We start from the raw sequence: 21,478 nt of genomic DNA on the forward strand, positions 1-21,478 counted from the left end.
AATTTTATATTTAACTGTTTGTTTTATAAGGTTTTATTTTAAATATATTTGGTTTTAAAGTACAGATCTATAATTGTTCTTCACTATTTCATTTCAAATTTTGTCATTTTTCAAACTAAGTAAATATTCATTCTGATACTTATTTTTTTAATTTTTATCGAGTATATTCATCATACTATTGTCTCTATGGAGACATTAGCATCAAAAAATAAAAATAAGAGGATTTAGGATGAAAAATCTAGCTGCAACCACATCGGTCGCTTTGTTATTGTGTGCAGGCTCTGTTAGTGCGAACACTGCATGTGATGCCAGCGATGTGCTTACCATCATTTCTGCGCAGGATGATGGTTTATATGAAGAGACTCACGGTCCTGATAATTTAATTGATGGCGATTTAGATGCTGACTCCCGTTGGTCTAACCAATCTCAAGGTGAACCAAAAACTGTTCTGTTTGATTTAGGTGCAGTACAAACCCTTAAGTCATTCGGTATTGCTTGGCACAAAGGCGATAGCCGTTGGTCAGAGTTTTCTCTTGAAGCTTCAAAAGATGGTAAAAAATTCAGTGAGATTGTGCCGCGTAAGAAATCCAGTGGTACAAGCGTTGGGTTGGAAACCTATGATTTCAAAGATCTTCAAGCTCAGTTTATTAAATTAGTTGCTAACGGAAACGAAAGTAACGACTGGAATAGTATTGTTGAAGTTGCTGCTTATGGTTGTGGCGTTCATGTTGAAAAACCAGCTGTACCATTGGTGACAGAGCGTAAGGGCAAAGGCCTTTTCGGCTTACATACAGACCTACCACCAGGTAAAAACTTTGATTTAACGGGATGGTATGTCACAACACCTGCCGACGACGATGGTGATGGTAAATCCGATAACGTATTTGAAAACGAACTAGCCGCTGGTTGGACGGATTCTCGTTACTTCTACACAGACCCTGCAACAGGTGGCATGGTATTTCGTTCGACTCCAGCCGGAGCGAAGACCTCTAAAAATACCAAATACACTCGTACCGAATTACGTGGCATGTTACGTAAAGGTGACTACAGTATAGAAACTCGTATTGACGGTGGTATTCCTAATAAAAATAACTGGGTATTTTCATCAGCACCAAAATCTGCTCAAGCATTGTCTGGTGGCGTCGATGGTGTCCTAAAAGCGACATTGTCCATTAACCAAGTTACAAGGCTTGGTAAAGCGTATCAGGTGGGTCGTGTCATTATTGGTCAAATACATGCGAAAGATGATGAGCCAATTCGTCTTTATTATCGCAAGTTACCACAGAATAAATTCGGTTCTATTTATTTTGCCCATGAGCCTGCAACTGGTAAAGAAAAGTGGATAGAAATCATTGGTAGTCGTAGTGATAGAGCAGATAATCCCGCTGACGGTATCGCTTTAGATGAAGTTTTCAGCTACGAAATTGAGGTGAAAGGTAAGCCAGAAGGCAACAAAATCATTCCTATGCTCTACGTAAAAATTATTCGTGATGATGGTACGGAAGTGAGTGCTGAGCCGTTTGATATGCGTGATAGCGGATTTAATGTCGAAGATGATTTTATGTTCTTCAAAGCGGGTGCTTATTCTCAAAATAATACGAGCCCTGAGCCTGAAACAGACTTTGATAAGATCATCTTTTATAAGTTGGATTACTCTCATTCTCCCGTTCCAGTATTGGAGAAAGGTATGGCAACAACCTCTTTGAAAAAAGCTGAATCAGCTTCGGTTGCACCTGCTATCGCAGGCGTTGTTGTGGATGATAGTTTTACCGATGGAGACTTCAAAGGTGGTTCAGATAATCTTGATGCAAATTGGTTAAGTACAACAGGCAGTAGTGCATTTGAAATTTCTAAAGGTTCCTTAGGTTTGGTCTCAGGAGGTTCAGGTCGAGGCTTTCGTAGTTCCTTTACGCCGCAAAAACTAAGCCTTGGTCAAACTCTAAAAGCCTCATTTACCTTCACAACACCAGCTACCATTGGCAGCAATCGTGATTCTTCTTTGCGTGTTGGGCTATATGATAAGTTAGGTCGCGAAGAGTTAGAGGGGGATTTATCTGCATCATCCAAAAAACCTATTGCTGCCTTTGATGGTCTGCCTGGTTATATGTTGGATTTTGATGTAGGTTTGAAGGATACCTCTGCAGCGAATATTGATATTCGTAAACACAAAGATGACACACAAGGTCGTTTGTTGGGTACTACAAAGGGCTATCAACACCTTGGTGGTGGTGGAGTTGCTTATCAATTTAAACCAAATCAAACTTACACAGGAACGATTTCTGTTAAGAAAGTTGCGAATGGTGTTGAGGTAGCAGGTTCATTGAGCCAAGGTAATAAGTTATTAACAGAGTTCAGTGTTATGGATGAAGGCAGTGATGTGAACAACTTTGGTATGCTGGCTTTCCATGTAAACAGTAAAACATTTGGTTCTTCTAAAAAGAAAGATACGCCAGATAATGGTATTGATTTCAGTAACGTCAAAATCGAAGTTCTGCAGTAATATCTTCGAATAGACTGTGAGTTATATCTTTAAAAGAACAGCCCTCGTTATTAGAGCAAATTTAGCGTTCATAACGAGGGCTTTTTTGTGCCCGATTAAGTTAGTGTTTATTGAACCATTTTCGGTAGGGCTGGTATTGGTCGTATATCCAATTGAATACAAGAGTATATATAAGTATAAATATTAAAAAAGCAGCCTCTAAAATGGCAGCGGCCAGTAAGGTGATCTCTAAATACCAAGCCATTACTGGTAATGTGATGATAACCATTCCTATTTCAAAACCAACCGCATGAGAAACACGAAGAACTAGACCTCTTTCTAAACGGTTAAAGCCCATTAACTTATCGAAGATTAGGTTGTAAATATAATTCCAAAGCATTGCAAATAACGATATGGCGACCGCCACAATGGTCATTTTTCCAGCATTAAATCCGCCAATGATGACTGACGAAGGAATAATGATAGCAAGTACAGTGACTTCAAAAAGAATGGCTTGAAAGATTCGTTCAACGGTTTTCATTATCAATTTTACGCCTGTATATAGTGACTAATTGCTTATTTTTATCCATTATTAAGATATTAAACAGTTAGATAGTATCTGGAAAAGCGATATGTTTAGTGTCGAACAACTTCAAGCATTTGTAGCAACGGTCGAAACAGGTTCATTTTCTGCGGCTGCCCGACGTTTAAATAAGGCGCAATCCGTTGTCAGCCAACATATTATTAATTTAGAAATAGACTGCAACGCCGTATTATTCGAGCGCGCTGGTCGTTATCCGCAACTATCTGATGCGGGTAAAAAGTTATTGCCACAAGCAATGGCCTTGCTTAATCAGCATCAGCGTTTAACAAATTCCGCGCTAGCATTAAATGATGAAACACCAAGAGAAATTACCATTGCACTTGATGAAGGAATTCCACTTAAAGTCATTACCAACGCTGTTGCAGAGCTTCAAAATAAATACCCGAATGTATCTCTTGAGTTTTTAAGTGCATCCAGTCTCGACATAATCGATATGTTAAAAGGCGAAAAGCCATTAACCGGTATCATATTTAGCGAGTTGAAGATTCCAAGTTATTTAGACTATGAATGCCTTGGTTCCGTGAAGTTTGATTTATACATTGCTAAATCACACCCTTTAGCAGGACTGGGTTGTAAGAATATTGATGGTTTACGCCTACATAGGCAGTTGCTTATTCGCTCTCGTAATACGCAAACAAGTAGCTTTCAATTAAAAATAAGTCCAGACGTTTGGTATGCCGATAATTATTTCGTATTACTTGAGCTGGCAGCACAAGGATATGGTTGGTGCTTATTGCCAAACCATGTGGCGATTGAGGAAGTACAAAAAGGCACACTTATCAAGCTTCCCATTGAATTCGAAGAAATGGGATGGTCGGCTAATGTAGATATGCTCCAACATCAGCGACACAGTGATCTTGAGGTTTTTAAAGTGCTCAGAAACTTATTACGCCACGCATTATAAATTTCATTTCAGGTGGCTTTATTTATACTAGAGGCCGAAATACTTTTTTGTCGTCAGAATAAAAGGATAGTGTGTTGAAAGAATTCGAGTTAATACAAAACATCTTTCAAGCTTCTGTCATGGCAAACACCCAAGAACGCGGTGATATATTATTGGGTATTGGTGATGATTGTGCTCAGGTGCATGTACCACAGGGACAGAGCTTGGTGTTTTCTATGGACACTTTAGTGGAAGGTCGACATTTTCCTTTTGATGCCGATCCTGTTGATGTTGGTTATCGTGCAGTGGCAACGTGCGTGAGTGATCTTGCTGCGATGGGCGCAAAACCAGCATTTTTCACCTTAGGTTTGACGATCCCTGAATCTGACCCGCAATGGTTAGTCGGGCTCGCACAAGGCATGGCGGAACTTGCTGAGCCCATTGGTTTGGCCTTGGTTGGTGGCGATACCACCAAAGGGCCACTGACGATTACACTACAAGTGCATGGTTATGTGGAACAAGAATTAGCTGTGCTACGGTCTGGGGCAAAAGTAGGCGACGACATTTATGTCACTGGTTTATTGGGGGATGCGGCGGCAGCGGTGCCTATTGTGACGGGGGAACTACAAGTGTCGAGTGAACGCTTTGACTACTTCTATGATCGTTATTGGCGACCGAAACCAAGACTTATTGTTGGTATGGCATTAAAGCGTGTAGTTCATGCCATGATGGATATTTCAGACGGTCTTGCTCAAGATATTCAGCATATATTGAAAGCATCTGGCGTTGGCGCGAACCTAGATGTAAGCGTTCTTCCAATCTCATCAGAGTTAATGAATTGGCAGCCAGAATCGGCTGTAACATTGGCATTAACTGGTGGTGATGATTACGAGTTGTGTTTTACTGCACCAAAGGAACAGGCGGCAGAAATTGCTTTGATTACTCAAACATTGAGCTTACCTTGTGTCAGGGTTGGCGAGATTGTTGAAAAAGGCTTTTGTATTCAAGGGTACAATGGTGAAATAAGTGGATGGCAGCATTTCTAACGAAAGCGTAGTTCTATTTTGATTAAACCTATTTAAATAAACATTAGAAAGGATATTTCATGGCAAACTCTGCCCCAGCATCAGTGTGGCGTAATCCGATACATTTTCTGGCTTTCGGTTTGGGGGCTGGCGCAGCACCTAAAGCGCCGGGAACATTTGGAACCTTGGCGGCGGTGCCTCTTTATTTATGGTTGCTGCAAGATTTAAGCAATATTGAATACCTAATCATGCTGGTGGTTACCTCACTGGTGGGAATTTACCTTTGTGGGAAAACATCGAAAGATCTAGGTGTGCATGATCATTCTGGAATCGTTTGGGATGAGTTTGTTGGCTATTGGATTACTATGTGGCTCGCACCTGCTGGTTGGATGTATATTGTGCTGGGTTTTGTCTTGTTTCGCTTATTCGACATATTGAAGCCTTGGCCGATCTCATGGATAGATAAACACGTTCATGGCGGTTTTGGTATAATGTTTGATGACATTGTAGCTGGTGTTATGTCCTTAGTTGTACTGCAAGCCTTGGCGCATTTTGTGTTTTAATCTTAAAGAAGTCAGATCTCATCGTTTTAGGGATCTGACCTCTTTTAACCACAAGCGCTTTTTTAGCGCTGAACCGCAACAGGTTTATTCAATTCCTTACGCTTTCTTAATGACTCATAGAAAGGAGCATAAGTAGGGCGGTCGATGTATTTTCCGTCCCCTGATTTCGCTAGTAGTGTGTTCTCATGCCAAGCCAATTTACCATTACAAATGGTGGTTTCCGGAACACCGTGAATTTCCATACCTTCATAAATACTGTGTTCAATGTTGGATTTATGGGTTTTAGCTGACAAGGTTTTCGTTGCCGCTGGATTCCATATTACCAAGTCTGCATCTGCGCCAACTCGAACACAGCCCTTGTTTGGGTAGATGTTGAATATTTTTGCTGTGTTTGTAGAGGTTAGTGCGACAAATTCATTTGGTGTGATCTTGCCTTCGTTCACGCCTTTTTCCCACAATACCATCATGCGTTCTTCTACACCTGCAGTTCCATTTGGAATCATCGCGAAGTTGTCTTTACCCATGGCTTTTTGTTCAGCACAAAAAGCACAATGGTCAGTAGCGGTAGTTTGTAAAGTGCCAGCTTGTACACCTTTCCAAAGTGCATCCTGATGATGCTTTGGTCTGAAAGGAGGGCTCATAACATGCGCTGCAGCTGTGGCCCAATCAGGGTTTTGGTAAACGCTTTCATCTACTGTTAAATGACCTGCTAATACTTCACCGAAAACAGTGTGACCATGGTCTTTTGCATAGCGGATGGCATCGACGGCTTCTTCAGTTGATACATGAACAAGATAAATAGGCGCGCCTAAGGTATTCGCGATACTAATGGCACGGTTGGCTGCTTCGCCTTCCACAGAGGAAGGGCGTGACAAAGGGTGTGCTTCTGGGCCGGTCATACCTTCGGCAAAAAGTTTATTTTGTAGATGATAAACAAGCTCGCCATTTTCCGCGTGAACCGTTGGCACAGCGCCAAGCTCTAAACATTTTGTGAAGCTTGAAACCAGAATATCATCGGTCGCCATGATGGCATTTTTGTATGCCATGAAATGTTTAAAACTATTTACCCCATGATCTTTAACCAAGGTTTCCATTTCTTCAGCAACACTGTCTTCCCACCAAGTAATCGCAACGTGAAAAGAGTAATTCGAATGGGCTTTTTCTGCCCATTCTCGCCATTGAGCATAAGCTTCTAATAAAGACTGTTGAGGGTTTGGAATCACGAAATCGATAATCGTTGTTGTACCGCCAGCCAATGCAGCAACAGTACCAGAGGCAAAGTCATCTTTTGCGACTGTCCCCATAAAAGGTAATTGCATGTGAGTGTGAGGATCAATACCACCCGGCATGATAAATTTTCCTGTCGCATCAATAACCTCTACATCGCTCGGAATACTCGTAATATTACCTATTTCGACGATTTTATTGTCTTTACAAAGAATGTCTGCTTTGAAGGTTTCTTCATGGGTGACGACCGTCCCACCTTTAATTAATAAACTCATATTATTTCGTCCTGCTAATGAATAAAAATAAGAAAACTGTGCTGTATTAATAAAAAAGATCAGTGACGCTAAAAAGCGTCACTGATGGAGCCATTGATTAAGATGGTAAAGCATCAGATTGTTCTGCTGAAGACGCTTGCATACTCGCTAGAATGAAATACACAATTGCCCCGGTAAAAGCACCAGTGAACCAGCCGTAGCTATAGAACCAGCTAAGTGCAGACACATTTAATGCAGCTAAAGTGATGGCTACAGGAACAGCGAACGAGATTAAACCTGCGCTGTTGAAGGCTGGGTACAAACTGCCTGGAGTGTAAAGAGCAACCAAGTCTAAATGCTGACGTTTGATAAGGAAGTAATCCACAATCATAATGCCGGCAATAGGGCCTAATAGGCTTGAGTAGCCTAATAGCCAGTTTGAGTACATGCTTTCAACGCTGACATCAGAATCCAACCAGCCCATTTTTTTAAGTAGTTCCCAACCCATTAATAGGATGCCGACAAAACCAGTCAATAGAACGCCACGGGTGTGATTAATATACTTAGGTGCAATGTTTTGGAAGTCATTGGTAGGAGAGACAATATTTGCTGCTGTGTTTGTTGAAATCGTAGCAATAATGATCAACACCATAGCGCTAGCAACCCAAACTGGGCTATCAATTTTACCGATCAAAGAAATAGGGTCAGAAATAGTTTCGCCAACCAATGTGGTTGAAGCAGCAGTAAGCATGACGCCCAAAGCCGCGAAGAAGAACATGGTGATTGGCAAGCCAATAATTTGACCAATAACTTGGTCTTTCTGAGATCTTGCATAACGGCTGAAGTCTGGAATATTCAAAGACAAGGTTGCCCAGAAACCGACCATAGCTGTTAGGCCGCCAAAGAAATAGCTCATAAAACCAGCATCTTCAGGACGGTTTGCAGGAATGGCAAGTACTTCGGTAACAGATACTTTACCGCCAGCCCAAACCATCAAACCAATACTAACGATTAATAATAGAGGAGCAGATAATGTTTCTAACCATTTAATAGACTCAGCGCCGCGAATTACGACAACCATTTGAAGTGCCCAAAACAGGAAGAAGCCAATAACTTCACCAACGCCACCTAAACTCGCCCAGCCAGAGGAAATTGCTGATAGAAACAAGTGAATTGCGAGACCGCCAAACATAGTTTGAATGCCAAACCAACCACAGGCAACAAAACCACGAATCAAACAGGGAATATTGGAGCCTACAATACCGAAGGAGGAACGTAATAAAACTGGAAAGGGAATACCAAACTTAGTACCTGGATAAGCATTTAAGGTTAATGGAACCAACAAAATCACGTTAGCGATTAAAATGGTAAATAGGGCTTCCATCACAGAAAGACCAAAGTAAGCCGTTAAAACACCACCTAATGTATAAGTAGGTACACAAATAGACATACCAACCCACAGTGCTGCTATGTTCCATTTATTCCAAGTACGATCTTTTACTTTTGTTGGCGCCAAATCATCATTATAGGCTGGACTCTGTTGGAGGTCGCTATCGACCTTTAACTCATAAAATTCACCTTGTTGAACGGACTTACTACTCATATTGTTCCCCTTTTTTCTATTTTTGATTCACTGAATTTTCTCTCAAATATGTTCTTAACTGTGTTCTTTTGCGATACGTTTACTAGCTTCTAACATTGTGTGTAGCAGTACATTGGCACCTGCTGCACATTCTTCTGGTGAGCTGTATTCTGCTTCGTTATGACTGATACCTTTCAAGCAAGGTGTGAAAATCATGCCTGTTGGGACTAAATCCGCCATGTAACAAGCATCGTGTCCTGCTCCTGCGTAGATATCCATATGGCTATAACCAAGCTTTTCAGTTGCGGCTTTCACATCATCAGAAGCATTGAACTCCACTGGAGCGAAATACCAAAAAGGATCAAGGTTTACTTCTAAATCGTGCTCTTTAGCGATCTTTTCACAAAAAGCGACTAGCTCTTCATGCATGGTAAGTAAGACATCAGGGCGAGGATTACGAAGATCTGCACTGAACTTCACATTACCAGGAATGGTGTTGCGAGAATTTGGCCAGACTTGCATAAAGCCTACAGTGCCTAAGCCATTTTCATGACGAAGTGCGATGGCGTTCATTTCAGTGACAATTGCAGAAGCGGCAAACATGGCATCTTTACGTAAATGCATTGGCGTGGTGCCAGAGTGAGAAGGGCGACCGATAACTTCTACGTTATACCAACGAATGCCTTGACCCAGCCTTACTATACCGATGGATTTTTCTTCATCTTCTAAAATAGGGCCTTGTTCTATGTGAGCTTCAAAGAAAGCGCCCATGTTACGGCTGCCTAATTCCATATCGCCTAAATAGCCAATGCGTTCGAGTTCATCGCCTAGGCGGATACCATTCACATCAGTTTTGTTTAATTCAGTTTCTAAATCGAAGCGACCAACGTAAGTTCCTGAGCCTTGCATGGCAGGCTGAAAGCGTGAACCTTCTTCATTGGTCCAGACGGAAAATTCCATCGCGGTTGGTGTTTCAATATTGTTTTCGTGAATCGTACGCAATACTTCGACGCCAGAAAGTACACCAAAGACGCCGTCGAATTTACCGCCAGTTGGTTGGGTGTCAAGATGGCTGCCAGTACCTACAGCAGGAAGGTCGTTGTATTTTCCTGGGCGACGAGCAAATATGTTACCTATCTTATCGACTTCAACTTCACACCCGCAGGCTTTGCACCATGAAACGAAAAGATCACGGGCTTGTTTATCTAAATCAGTACCGGCAAGACGATTACAGCCACCTTTTTCTGTGCCGCCAATTTCTCCCATTTCCATTAAGGTGTCCCAAAGGCGTTGTTCATTGATACGAAGATCTTGCATTTTTTATCTCCTAAATAACTAATATCTCTTTGAAATAATTCATATATTTATTTAAATAATTTCTTATTAAAAATCGATTTAATATTTATAAAACTCATATATTTATAATATATAAAATAAATATTTACCAAAAGGTAAAACCTTTTATCAAAAAAAGTCAATCATTAATCCATTATTAAAATATGCTTATGGAATAACTAGAAAATAGTCATGATTGAATTGAAAAATATAGTTGTCTTTATGGTCAGCAATAAGTAGGCCAACTTTATTTTATCTTTTTATTTAGCTCGTTATAGAGGGCGTTTTGTGATATTTTAAAGACAAATTAAACTCATAAAATTAAATAAAAACAGTGGGTTATCTGTATGAAGGTATTATTTAATAGGGTAGGAATTCAGAGTGACTGAGAAAAGAGTTAGACGCACTAAGCAATCAGTAAATAGAGAAGTGTTAGAGTCGCGAATTTTGCGCTCAGCAGAAATTGTTTTTGCTTCCAAAGGTTTCAGCGGTGCTTCAATGGAACGCATAGCTGAAATATCAAAAATATCTAAACAAAATTTAATTTATTATTTTAAAAACAAAGACTTACTATATAAAAGAGTATTGAAGGAAATCCTTGATATCTGGATCGAAAAACTCTCTCTCATTGAACTCAATGGTGACACGCCTGAAGAAATCATAGGTAGTTACGTTCGTGAAAAGATGCGTATTTCTCGTCTTCATCCCAATGGCTCAAAAGTTTTTGCTCATGAGATTATTAGTGGCGCCCCTGTTCTAAAAGGCTACCTTGTTAGTCATCTGAAACCTCAGTTTGACCGTGATGTAGAAGTTGTTAAGTCATGGATAAATAAGGGATTAATCAATGAAATTGATCCAGAGCATTTATTTTTTACTATATGGGCTGCGACACAGACTTATGCAGATTTTTCTGTGCAAATGGAAGTTTTATTAGGTAAGAAAAGCTTAGAAGACGATGACTATCAACGAGCAGAAGTCGCAGTGACAGATTTTGTTATGCGCGCTCTTGGTGCTAAAAAATATTTAAGATAATTTAAAATATTATTTTTATGTCATATTTTTTATATCTAACCCTCCTTTTAAAAGATCATAAATAGCAGAAAAATTCTTTTTATTCATAATCTTAACCATTTAGTTAACCATTAACTTATCTGAACATTATGTTTGATGTTTTTTTTAGTGCATGCGTTGCACTGAAAAAAACAATTTACTCTTTCTCCAATACTTGATATTAATTTTTATACCAAATGGTAAAAAAGTTATTTTTTCATTAAATATTGGAGTGAATATGATCTCTGTTTCTGAAGCCATATCGTATGAATTTGCTACTGGGCCAGACTTGTATGCACTCTGCCAACAAGCGTCCAATGTGCGAAACAGCTACTGGGGAAGGAAGTTAACCTATTCTAAAAAAGTTTTTATTCCTCTTACTAATATGTGTCGTGACTCATGCGGTTATTGCACCTTCGTGCAGTCGCCGGATTCTGTCCACTCAAATTACATGACACCTGAACAGGTTTTAAAAACCGCCCGGGAAGGGCAAGTATTGGATTGCAAAGAAGCCTTGTTTAGTTTGGGTGAGCGTCCAGAAGAACGCCACCAAAAAGCTCGCGACTTATTAGCCGCTTTAGGTTACGACAACACTTTAGATTATCTGCATGATCAATGCGAAAACGTATTAACTCACACCACATTATTACCTCATGTCAATGCTGGCGCCTTGTCCTTTGACGAACTTAAAAAGTTGAAGCCTGTCGCTGCGAGCATGGGCATGATGCTTGAAAATGTTTCCAATGAGTTATTGAAAAAAGGCCAAGCTCATTATGCTTGCCCAGACAAAACTCCAAAACGTCGACTAGATACCATAGAGCAAGCAGGCAAACTCGATATCGCATTCACCACAGGTATATTGATTGGCATTGGCGAAAGCTGGGAAGACAGAGTGCGAAGTTTAGTGGCTATTCGAGATCGTCATCTTGCTTACGGACATATTCAAGAAGTCATCATCCAAAATTTTCGTGCCAAGGAGGGAACTGCAATGGAAGGCTATCAAGAGCCGAATCTAGATGACATGAAACGTACCATTGCCGTAGCACGATTAATCTTGCCTGAAGAAATCAGTATTCAAGCACCGCCTAATTTAGAAATCGAATACGGTAGCTACATCAATGCTGGCATCAATGATTGGGGGGATTTCTCCCTTAACCAAGGATTTTATTAATCCTGAACGAGCTTGGCCGCAGATCAGTAGCGTATCAGATGCGTGTGAAGGCTTGGGTTATTCATTGGGGGAACGCCTAACAATTTATTCTCGTTTCCAAAACCAAAACAACAAATATTTAACACCGAATTTAATACAGCGAGCTGCGTCACTGGTTGGTCATGCTGCTCATTCTAGTCACCAATATCCAAGTCATTTTAATGACGAGACAAAGAGAGGGATTACAGCATGAATTTATCAAATGCCGCGTCAGTTAAAACGGTGTCGCCCGTTTTATTCAATGGTCAAATTACACCGACGGTTCGTGCCATTCTTGAAAAATCTCTGATGGGTGAAGAGTTGAATGTAGAAGACGCTTGTGTGCTTTTTGCGACTCAAGGCCTAGAAGCACAAGCCGTTTTAGACACTGCTGACAAAGTACGTGAAAAGCGTGTTGGTAATACAGGCACTTTTGTTATTACCCGTAATATCAACTTCACTAATGTTTGTTACATGGGGTGTCGTTTCTGTAATTTTGCCAAAGAAAAAGGTGATGAAGACGCTGAATTTTTGAATGTAGAGCAAGTGGCAGACAGAGCTGAAGAAGCTTGGGCTCGTGGTGCGACAGAAGTGTGTATTCAAGGTGGATTACATCCAGATATTGACGCGAATTATTACCGCGAGCTGATTGTTGCGGTGAAAAAACGTGTTCCAGCGATTCACATCCATGCCTTCTCACCGTTTGAGATTTGGTATGGCTGTAAGAAAGCGAAACTTGAGCCAGAAGTATTTTTGACTGAATTGAAAGCGCTTGGTTTGGGGTCTATGCCAGGAACAGCCGCTGAGATTTTAGATACAGAAGTGCGTAAACAATTGACGAAAAATAAACTCACCACAGAAGAGTGGGTGCGCATTATTAAAGCGGCGCACTCTGTTGGAGTACCAACGACATCGACCATTATGTACGGTCATGTGGATCAGCCAATTCACTGGGCAAATCATCTTAAATTATTGCGTGATATTCAAAAAGAAACGGGCGGTTTTACTGAGTTTGTTCCGTTGGGCTTTATTCATTATGAAACCCGCTTATTTAACGACAATCCAGACAAGGTTCGCCCTGGCCCAACGCAAGACGAACATTTCAAGATGCACGCCATTGCTCGCCTTATGTTGCAAGGTCACATTGATAACATCCAAGCCTCTTGGGTAAAAATGGGCCCGGAAGTGGCAACGCGCATGTTGCGTTCTGGTGCTAATGATTTGGGCGGCACCTTGATGAACGAGAGCATTTCACGAGCGGCAGGTGCAACCCACGGACAAGAGGTTTTCCCAGAAGATATGGTCGCCAATATTCACGCGGCGGGATTAAATGCCATTCAGCGAAATACCAAATACGGCACAGTGAAAGATTATGGAGTGAGTGTTCCTCAATCTAACCGAATAGACATTGTGGGAGTTGCTTAATGGCTGAAGCGACAGAAATCAATATCACTTTGTTGGCCGGTGGTGTTGGTGGCGCAAAAGCGGCAGAAGGTTTAGCCGCGAGCGAATACGCCCGTATGACAAAGGTTATTGGCAATATTGCTGACGATGATTCATTCCACGGTCTTTGGGTGTCGCCTGATATTGATACCTTAATTTACTCCCTTGGTGATCAAATTGATCGTGAACAAGGCTGGGGACGCAAAAATGAAACACATCAAGTATTGAAGGAGTTGAGCGCTTTAGGTCAAGACACTTGGATGACCTTGGGGGATTTGGATTTGGCCACGCATATTTATCGTACGAGTCAAAAAACCAAAGGGATCAGTCCTAGTCAAATTACGCATTGTTTGGCGAGACGTCATGGCGTAGATATGCCGATCTTGTTACCGACCGATGATGTTGTACAAACCCGAGTAAAAACTTCAAAAGGTTGGTTGTCATTCCAAGAATATTTTGTCCGTGAACATTGTCAGCCAGAGGTCCTAGACATCGAATACAAGGATGCAGAATCGGCTGTTGCTACACAAGCTTCCCTAGAGCAAATTGCCATTAGTGACGTGATTATCATAGCTCCGAGTAATCCTATCGTTAGTATCGGTGCAATTTTAGCGGTTCCAGAAATCCAACAAGCGCTTGAAAAAAGTAACGCTTACATCATCGCAGTTTCGCCTTTAATAGGAGGTAAAACCGTGAAAGGTCCAGCAGATAAAATGCTTGAAAGTGTAGGTAAAAGTATAGATTCGAAAGGCGTTTATCAATGTTACGAACCTTTCTTGAACGCCTTAGTTATTGATGATGTAGACCATGAAGACACGATTTGGTTAGAAAAGCAGGGGTTGGATGTTTTGGTCACGCCCACCTTGATGAAAACTACCGAAGAAAAATCTGACCTGTTATCCAAAGTGGTTCACTTTGCTTTAACTCAACGTCTCGTAAAACAGAGTACTGGGAGGATAAGCCAATGACACACCTTCACATGGATAAATTGTGCGTAGTGATTCCAATGAAATCGCCCCGGCGATCTAAGCAAAGGCTCGCGAATAGCATGACGAATGAAGCGCGTGAGAGTTTATCTTTAAACCTTTTTCATAATACCTTGGATTTCTTCCAAAGGCATTTTCCTATGTTAGATGTGTTGGTGGTAAGTGAGTCTTTAGAAGTACTGACTTTGGCACAATCGTACGAAGCCAATACCTTATTTGATGACGGCGCTAACGGCCTAAATGGCGCATTGAGCTTTGCTTGTGATTGGGTAAAAAAATCGGGGTATGACAGCCAACTGATTATTCCAGGTGACATTGCGGTATTAGACCCGCAAGAAATTGTCGCGTTAATGGAAGCCGCGCAAGATGCACAAGTGGTTATTGCTGTCGCAAAGGACGGAGGTACCAATGCCTTATTAACGTCACCACCGAATGCCATCGATTTTGAATACGGTCATGCTTCTGCATCGGCACATAAAGCCAATGCGGTGAGTAATCAGTTGGTGTGTTGTAGTCTGCATTTTACGAATCTTGCCTTGGATATTGATCACAGCGAAGACCTTCAAGTTGCGGTAGTGCAACAGCCAGAGCGTTTTAAAGCATGGCGAGAGTGTTTTATATCACCCGTTAAGGAGCGTCGTTATGCCTGATTCTATGAGTATGTTCCGTCTAATGGGTTTGCCTGATTTTCAAGCGGGCGACGATTTAGCGCAAAGCATTATTGATACGTTAAACACACAGAACCAAACCTTGGTTACTGGCGATATTTTAGTGATTGCTCATAAAGTCGTGTCGAAAAGCGAAGGTGCTTGCGTCTATTTGGACGATGTAACGCCCAGTGAAGAAGCGATTGAATTGGCGAAAACGGTCAATAAAGACCCGCGAAAAGTGGAAGTTATTCTCTCTCAATCCAGTCGTATTGTTCGCGCCATGAAACGTCCAGATCAAGAGGAAGGTGTACTAATCGCCGAGCATAAAAAGGGCTATATCTGTGCTAATGCCGCAGTGGATGAATCCAATGCAGATCATCCGGGGCAGCTGATTTTATTACCTGAAGATCCAGATAAAAGTGCTAGAGAGCTTTGTCAAAAACTAGAAAGCCATTTCGGTTGTGATTTGGGGGTGGTGATCAGTGACACCTTTGGTCGTCCTTGGCGATTAGGGCAAACCAATGTAGCGATTGGCTTAGCGAATGTGCCTGGTGTGATGCACATGCTAGGAGAGGAAGACGCATTCGGAAGACCTTTAAGTGTGACTGCACCTGCTTTTGGTGATGAACTTGCTGCGGCGTCAGGTTTGCTGATGGAGAAAAGTGCCAAATCTCCCGTGATTATTTTCCGTGGTTTAGATTGGCCAAAAACCGATAGCTCAAGTAAAGATCTTATGCGTGCTCATAATGAAGATCTCTTTCGCTAGTAGTTTATTAAAAATTGAATCAAAAAGTGAGAAAACTATGAAAGACACAATCGGAAAAGTTGCCATCATTGGCGGCACAGGCCCACAAGGTAAAGGGCTAGCATTGCGTTTGGCATTAGCTGGCGTAAGCGTGGTTCTGGGTTCCCGTGATGCCTTTAAAGCAGAAGAAGCTGCCAAAGAGCTAATGACTTTGTTGGCCGAAAACGTACCGGAAGAAAAAGGGGGGCAGGCCGACATCACAGGTTTGTCCATGGAAGACGCAACCTCGGCGGCAGATGAGTTAGTAATTCTTTCTGTGCCTTATAGTGGTCATGACGTGACCCTAAGTACATTGGCACCTTTGCTCGTCGACAAAGTATTAGTCGACATCGTTGTACCATTGGCACCAGGTAACCCGAAAGCAGTTGAAATGCCAAAAGAAGGCTCAGTTACCGAAGCCGCACAAGCTTTGTTGGGTGACAATATCCCCGTTGTTGGCGCCTTACATAACGTCTCTGCCATTACTTTGAACGACCTTTCTCGTCCTATCAACTGTGACATCTTGGTCTGTGGTAACGATTTGGCTGCGAAGAAAAAAGTCATGACGCTCATCGAAAAAATGGGCACGACAGCTTATAACGCGGGCTTGGCTGAAAGTGCTCGTTGTGTTGAAGCTCTGACACCAATTTTGATCCGTCTGAATATTTCGAAAGAAGTACCGTTTTCGCACGCCGGAGTTCGTATTTGCCCACCTGATCATTAGGAGTGGTTCCTGAAATACGGGGACAGTTCACTAATAGATTATTAAACACAGGCTCAAACGTCGAAAAATATTATTAAAAGCATAATCACAAGAGGAATACATTATGGAATTTGGTATTACGTTTAAAGGTTTTGTTAGCCCAGATCGCGCACGAAATCTTATCCGTCAGGCGGAAGAAGCTGGCTTTACTTATTGCTGGTTTTACGATTCTCATATCCTTTGGCGCGAGTCTTTCGTCGCTATGGCTATGTGTATGGAACATACAAAAACTATGCGTTTCGGACCTTGCGTGACTAACCCGAATATTCGTGATTGGTCTTTGTCTGCTAGCTTATACGCCAGTTTGGCACATCAAAGTAATGGCCGTTTTGATATTGGCCTTGGTCGTGGTGATTCCTCTATGCGCGTTATGGGTAAAAAACCTGCGACGTTGGCGCGTCTTGCCGAATTTACTACTAAAGTAAAAGCCATGGTTCGTGGTGAAGAAGTTGAATACGGTGAATGTCCTGAACCAGTCAAATTACCTTGGGCAACAGGTTATGAATTACCCGTTTGGATCGGTGCCTATGGGCCTAAAGCCTTGGCAACAGCAGGTCAAGTAGGTGATGGTTTGATTCTACAAATTGGTGATCCAGATCTTGTAAAATGGTTTAAGGATCAATCTATTAAAGCTGGTGAAGAAGCGGGTCGTGATATGTCTAACTTCAAAGTTCAAGCGGCTGCGCCTGCATACTTTGGTGATATGGATTATTGCATTGAACACACAAAATGGTTCCCAGCTATGGTGGGGAATCATGTGGCGGATATCGTTGAAAAATACGGTAGTGATTCTGGCTTAGTTCCAAAAAGCTTAACCGACTACATCGAAAAACGCCGTGGTTACGATTACTCAAAACACGGTCAAAGCGACAACCCATTCCTAGATTTCATCACCGAAGACATAGTGAAAAGTTTCTGTGTACTGGGTACACCGGCAGATCATATCGCTCGTATCAAAGATTTAGAAGCGGCGGGTACAACGCAATTTAACATCTATCTAGACAGTGGTGATGAAGAAGAAATTATCGCGAAATATGGAAGAGAAATTATTCCAGAGTTTAATAAGGCGTAATTTAGCTATTCACTAGATAACCTCCCTAAGTGATCCAAAAGCCAACCTTGAGTTGGCTTTTTTGTGGTGAAAATCGCTTAGGGTTATTGCTAATATTTTACTTTAAAAAATCCGAGTCCAAATACGCTGGGTTTGGGTATTTATAAAATCCTTCTCCCGTTGAAACACCCAGTTTATTTTTATCAATAAAGTTTTCTTTTAAATACTCTACCGTTTTAATTTTAAGCGGGTCGTTTGTCTTTTGGGCTGATAACTGATTGATATTATATGCGGTTGTGATGCCAACTGTGTCTAATATGGCAAATGGACCAATAGGTGCTCCAGTGGCTTTCATCCATGTTTTATCAATCGTTTCAGGGTCGGCAACGCCTTTTATCAGTAAGTCCAAACCAGCACTTAATAAAGGAACCAACAGAGTGTTTAATATATACCCTGGTTGTTCTTTTTGTAGTGGCAGTGTCAGCATTCCTATGGCTTTACCAAACTCAACGACATCGTCAAACACCTTAGGATCCGTTGCTGGATGTCCCATTATTTCAGCAGTATTATGGGTCCAAATATTGTTCGCAAAATGCAGCGCGACAAACTGAGCAGGTCTTCCCGTTGCTTCCGCTAGTTGGCTCGGTAAGAGAGTCGATGAGTTAGTTGCAAAAATCGTTTTTGCTGGAGCAACCTGAGCCAATTGTTCATAAAAATCCATTTTGGTCTTTGGGTTTTCAGGAACCGCTTCGATAATTAGGTCAGCATCTTTTACTGACTCTTTCAAATCTGATGTGTAACTTAAGTTTTTAAATGTTTTATCTAACTGTTCTTGAGTCGCATTTAAGTCTGTTTTAAAAGCATCACTCAAGGTTTGAAATTTTGATTTTGCTTTTTCTAAAACATCATCGTTGATGTCATAAACGCTTACATTAAATCCATGAAAGGCTGTTTGAAAAGCAATTTGGTATCCTAAAACACCACTTCCAGCTACCGTTATATTTTTATATGTCATGACACTACTCTCCTCTCGTATTGAAAATTAGAGTGTGATTCGTTTCAAGGGCTGGTGAACCATTTATGAGTAAATCTGGTGAGATTCACAGACTAGATGTGATCATTTTGACCAAAATTTAGAAACCACTCCACGTTAAAATCGTATTAACCGAAGAAATAAAAGAGCCCCAATATTAGTTTTCCTACATTGGGGTTCTTTTTTATCCAGTATTGTTTTTGCGGATAAATTAACGGTAAACCATGCCGCCATCGATGAGCGGAGCTTGACCTGTCATGTAGTCAGAATCTGGTCCGGCTAGATAAGAAACAAAGCCGGCGACGTCGTCTGGTGTTTCTGCTCGGCCAAGGGCAATGCCACCCACATATTTATCGTAAGTTTCACCAATTGCTGCACCTGTGATTTCAGAGAACCGTTTGTCTATATCTGTCCACATATCGGTACCAACCACGCCTGGGCAATAAGCGTTTACCGTGATGCCAGCACTTGCGTATTCTTGTGCGGCTGCTTGAGTTAATGCTCGTACCGCGAACTTGGTTGATGAATACACACCAAGTAGGCCAAAACCATTATGTCCTGCAATAGAAGAGGCGTTAATGATTTTACCTTTTTGTTTGCGAGCGATGAATTTTTTTGCGGCAGCTTGGATTCCCCATAGGGTGCCACCAACATTGATTTTCTGGATTCTGTCCAGTTCTTCTGGAGTGACGTCGGCAAGTGCTTGAACCTGTGCAATACCGGCGTTATTGACCATGATGTCAAATCCGCCTAAGACGTTTTCGGCATGATCAATGGCAGCATACACTTGTTTTTGATCGCTGATATCGGCTTTGAAAATAGTGGCTTTACGACCAAGCGCCTCTACTTCATGAGCTACTTTACGCATCTTGTCTTCGTTTAAATCAACGATGGCAATATCTGCACCGTCTTTTGCTAAACGTAGTGCAATACCTCGACCAATGCCTTGTCCTGAACCTGTTACTAGCGCGACTTTACCTTGTAATGACATAACATACTCCTTGCTGATGAGTTTGACGTCGGATGATCGGAAAAACCGATCTTGATAACCTGAGTTATATTCTACAGAGTGGAGTGCTACATCGCGTAGATATAGGTCAATGAAGGGTTAAGTATGAGATAACAATTAAGTGTAATGTCTGGTGGGGTAAGATGCTTGAGTAATTAAGAGATCAAAACGAAAAAAGCCTCAATGTTAAAAAATAACATTGAGGCTTTTTTATCGAACAAATCTTGAATGAAGCAGAGAGGGGATTACTCTGCAGAATTCAATCTTAGTTCGTCGAATTGTGCTTGAAGATCCGAGTGCTTAGCGCTGTAAACGGCTTCTTTTTGGCTAAAAGTATGGGCTCCGTTCAAATCAACACTTGTATCAACAGTTTGACCTAAGTTTTCAAGAGTTACGGCAAGTGCTTCAACACCTGCTTTAGCGCTGCGTAGTTCTTCACGAGGGCTGTCATCGTTAGAAGCGAAAGCAGAAGTAGATAGAACAGATGCAGTGATAAGAGCCGCTACGATAGTTGTTAATTTTTTCATGATAGTGTCCTTTTAAAATTGGGTTTAGTTGTTAATCGCTAACTACGTTTTTATTGAGCGTTCAATTCATTAAATTGTGCTTGAAGTTCAGCATGCTTAGCATTGTAAACAGCTTCTTTTTGACTAAAAGTATAAGCACCGTTCAAATCAACGTTTGTATCAACAGTTTGACCTAAGTTTTCAAGAGTTACGGCAAGTGCTTCAACACCTGCTTTAGCACTACGTAGTTCTTCACGAGGGCTGTCATCGTTAGAAGCGAAAGCAGAAGTAGATAGAACAGATGCAGTGATAAGAGCCGCTACGATAGTTGTTAATTTTTTCATGATAGTGTCCTTTTAAAATTGGGTTTAGTTGTTAATCGCTAACTACGTTTTTATTGAGCGTTCAATTCATTAAATTGTGCTTGAAGTTCAGCATGCTTAGCATTGTAAACAGCTTCTTTTTGACTAAAAGTATAAGCACCGTTCAAATCAACGTTTGTATCAACAGTTTGACCTAAGTTTTCAAGAGTTACGGCAAGTGCTTCAACACCTGCTTTAGCGCTGCGTAGTTCTTCACGAGGGCTGTCATCGCTAGAAGCGAAAGCAGAAGTAGATAGAACTGATGCAGTAATAAGAGTTGCTACGATAGTTGTTAATTTTTTCATGATAATTTCCCTTTCATATATTCATATTAATTGAGGCTTAGTAAGTAAGTCCCCGTCTGATGAAGTTCATATTAGAGGAAAAAATTTATATTGAAATAGCGTTTCCGACGCTTCCCTTGTGTTTGCCAGATAGCCATTTTTACGTCCATAATTGCTTAAATATGCAGATTTTTAGCAAAATAAGGGCGAAACTGAGCGTTTCTTGAAAATGAGGATGGATATTTCAAAAGGCAACGAATTATCTTGATGAATAAGTACTCTAGATCGAAAAGCTTACATAGTTTGAGAAAGCTAAAGTGGATAAAATGATGCTATGAGGCATAAATACGGATTTATTAAATAACAACTTGCACAATGTTTTTTTATGAAAATATTGGGTGTTTAGGATTCATATT

22 protein-coding genes are annotated in these 21,478 nt (G+C 41.2%); 13 read left to right on the top strand and 9 right to left on the bottom strand.

Going from position 1 to position 21,478, the window contains the following annotated elements:
- Positions 1-229 precede the first annotated feature (229 nt).
- Complete coding sequence (locus AC0L3Y_RS07165; RefSeq protein WP_473470129.1) at positions 230-2,500, top strand: polysaccharide lyase family 7 protein; 2,271 nt, start codon at positions 230-232, stop codon at positions 2,498-2,500.
- Positions 2,501-2,600: 100 nt separating this feature from the next.
- Here AC0L3Y_RS07165 and AC0L3Y_RS07170 read toward each other — a convergent pair whose 3' ends face one another.
- The gene (locus AC0L3Y_RS07170) at positions 2,601-3,020 is read right to left on the bottom strand and encodes a PACE efflux transporter (protein WP_473470130.1); all 420 of its coding nucleotides are present in this window, start codon (positions 3,018-3,020) and stop codon (positions 2,601-2,603) included.
- A gap of 91 nt (positions 3,021-3,111) precedes the next feature.
- Here AC0L3Y_RS07170 and AC0L3Y_RS07175 point away from each other — a divergent pair, with 91 nt between their 5' ends.
- The 3 genes from AC0L3Y_RS07175 (at position 3,112) to AC0L3Y_RS07185 (ending at position 5,554) form a co-directional block, all read left to right on the top strand.
- Complete coding sequence (locus tag AC0L3Y_RS07175) at positions 3,112-3,987, top strand: LysR family transcriptional regulator (RefSeq protein WP_473470131.1); 876 nt, start codon at positions 3,112-3,114, stop codon at positions 3,985-3,987.
- A 71-nt stretch (positions 3,988-4,058) separates the two neighbouring features.
- Positions 4,059-5,012, top strand: a complete 954-nt coding sequence (gene thiL / locus AC0L3Y_RS07180; RefSeq protein ID WP_473470132.1) for a thiamine-phosphate kinase — start codon at positions 4,059-4,061, stop codon at positions 5,010-5,012.
- Positions 5,013-5,071: 59 nt separating this feature from the next.
- A complete protein-coding gene (locus AC0L3Y_RS07185; RefSeq protein WP_473470133.1) occupies positions 5,072-5,554 on the top strand; it encodes a phosphatidylglycerophosphatase A family protein in 483 nt (160 codons plus the stop codon).
- Positions 5,555-5,616: 62 nt separating this feature from the next.
- Here AC0L3Y_RS07185 and hydA read toward each other — a convergent pair whose 3' ends face one another.
- The 3 genes from hydA to AC0L3Y_RS07200 form a co-directional block, all read right to left on the bottom strand.
- Positions 5,617-7,056, bottom strand: coding sequence for a dihydropyrimidinase (hydA, locus tag AC0L3Y_RS07190; RefSeq protein ID WP_473470134.1), 1,440 nt, complete (start codon positions 7,054-7,056; stop codon positions 5,617-5,619).
- A gap of 97 nt (positions 7,057-7,153) precedes the next feature.
- On the bottom strand, positions 7,154-8,638 hold the full coding sequence (locus tag AC0L3Y_RS07195) for an NCS1 family nucleobase:cation symporter-1 (RefSeq protein WP_473470135.1): 1,485 nt from the start codon (positions 8,636-8,638) through the stop codon (positions 7,154-7,156).
- Positions 8,639-8,692: 54 nt separating this feature from the next.
- Entirely contained in the window at positions 8,693-9,934 is a 1,242-nt protein-coding gene (locus AC0L3Y_RS07200; RefSeq protein WP_473470136.1) for an allantoate amidohydrolase, read from the bottom strand.
- 399 nt (positions 9,935-10,333) lie between these two features.
- Between AC0L3Y_RS07200 and AC0L3Y_RS07205 the strand changes: the two genes are divergently transcribed.
- The 9 genes from AC0L3Y_RS07205 to AC0L3Y_RS07245 all read left to right on the top strand — a co-directional run bounded on the left by AC0L3Y_RS07205 (position 10,334) and on the right by AC0L3Y_RS07245 (position 17,889).
- Complete coding sequence (locus AC0L3Y_RS07205) at positions 10,334-10,984, top strand: TetR family transcriptional regulator C-terminal domain-containing protein (RefSeq protein WP_473470137.1); 651 nt, start codon at positions 10,334-10,336, stop codon at positions 10,982-10,984.
- Between the two features lie 256 nt (positions 10,985-11,240).
- The gene (cofG, locus tag AC0L3Y_RS07210; RefSeq protein ID WP_473470138.1) at positions 11,241-12,173 is read left to right on the top strand and encodes a 7,8-didemethyl-8-hydroxy-5-deazariboflavin synthase CofG; all 933 of its coding nucleotides are present in this window, start codon (positions 11,241-11,243) and stop codon (positions 12,171-12,173) included.
- The gene (locus AC0L3Y_RS07215) at positions 12,121-12,405 is read left to right on the top strand and encodes a hypothetical protein (protein WP_473470139.1); all 285 of its coding nucleotides are present in this window, start codon (positions 12,121-12,123) and stop codon (positions 12,403-12,405) included. Before cofG ends, AC0L3Y_RS07215 begins: the two co-directional genes overlap by 53 nt.
- Entirely contained in the window at positions 12,402-13,616 is a 1,215-nt protein-coding gene (cofH, locus tag AC0L3Y_RS07220) for a 5-amino-6-(D-ribitylamino)uracil--L-tyrosine 4-hydroxyphenyl transferase CofH (RefSeq protein WP_473470140.1), read from the top strand. The genes AC0L3Y_RS07215 and cofH overlap by 4 nt, the downstream gene beginning before the upstream one ends.
- Positions 13,616-14,602, top strand: a complete 987-nt coding sequence (gene cofD / locus AC0L3Y_RS07225; protein ID WP_473470142.1) for a 2-phospho-L-lactate transferase — start codon at positions 13,616-13,618, stop codon at positions 14,600-14,602. The genes cofH and cofD overlap by 1 nt, the downstream gene beginning before the upstream one ends.
- Positions 14,603-14,613: 11 nt before the next feature.
- A complete protein-coding gene (gene cofC, locus AC0L3Y_RS07230; protein ID WP_473470598.1) occupies positions 14,614-15,270 on the top strand; it encodes a 2-phospho-L-lactate guanylyltransferase in 657 nt (218 codons plus the stop codon).
- Positions 15,263-16,036, top strand: a complete 774-nt coding sequence (gene cofE / locus AC0L3Y_RS07235) for a coenzyme F420-0:L-glutamate ligase (protein WP_473470143.1) — start codon at positions 15,263-15,265, stop codon at positions 16,034-16,036. Before cofC ends, cofE begins: the two co-directional genes overlap by 8 nt.
- Positions 16,037-16,073: 37 nt before the next feature.
- Complete coding sequence (npdG, locus tag AC0L3Y_RS07240) at positions 16,074-16,778, top strand: NADPH-dependent F420 reductase (RefSeq protein ID WP_473470144.1); 705 nt, start codon at positions 16,074-16,076, stop codon at positions 16,776-16,778.
- A gap of 103 nt (positions 16,779-16,881) precedes the next feature.
- A complete protein-coding gene (locus AC0L3Y_RS07245) occupies positions 16,882-17,889 on the top strand; it encodes a TIGR03842 family LLM class F420-dependent oxidoreductase (protein WP_473470145.1) in 1,008 nt (335 codons plus the stop codon).
- A 97-nt stretch (positions 17,890-17,986) separates the two neighbouring features.
- On the opposite strand, the gene AC0L3Y_RS07250 is transcribed toward AC0L3Y_RS07245, so the two are convergent.
- From AC0L3Y_RS07250 to AC0L3Y_RS07270, 5 genes are all read right to left on the bottom strand, one after another.
- Entirely contained in the window at positions 17,987-18,883 is an 897-nt protein-coding gene (locus AC0L3Y_RS07250) for a 3-hydroxyacyl-CoA dehydrogenase (RefSeq protein ID WP_473470147.1), read from the bottom strand.
- A gap of 229 nt (positions 18,884-19,112) precedes the next feature.
- Positions 19,113-19,892, bottom strand: coding sequence for an acetoin reductase (locus tag AC0L3Y_RS07255; protein ID WP_473470148.1), 780 nt, complete (start codon positions 19,890-19,892; stop codon positions 19,113-19,115).
- A gap of 263 nt (positions 19,893-20,155) precedes the next feature.
- Positions 20,156-20,437, bottom strand: coding sequence for a hypothetical protein (locus AC0L3Y_RS07260; RefSeq protein WP_473470149.1), 282 nt, complete (start codon positions 20,435-20,437; stop codon positions 20,156-20,158).
- Between the two features lie 50 nt (positions 20,438-20,487).
- The gene (locus AC0L3Y_RS07265) at positions 20,488-20,760 is read right to left on the bottom strand and encodes a hypothetical protein (RefSeq protein ID WP_473470150.1); all 273 of its coding nucleotides are present in this window, start codon (positions 20,758-20,760) and stop codon (positions 20,488-20,490) included.
- A 50-nt stretch (positions 20,761-20,810) separates the two neighbouring features.
- A complete protein-coding gene (locus tag AC0L3Y_RS07270) occupies positions 20,811-21,083 on the bottom strand; it encodes a hypothetical protein (RefSeq protein WP_473470151.1) in 273 nt (90 codons plus the stop codon).
- Positions 21,084-21,478: the final 395 nt, after the last annotated feature.

The organism is Marinomonas sp. GJ51-14 (assembly GCF_055808695.1).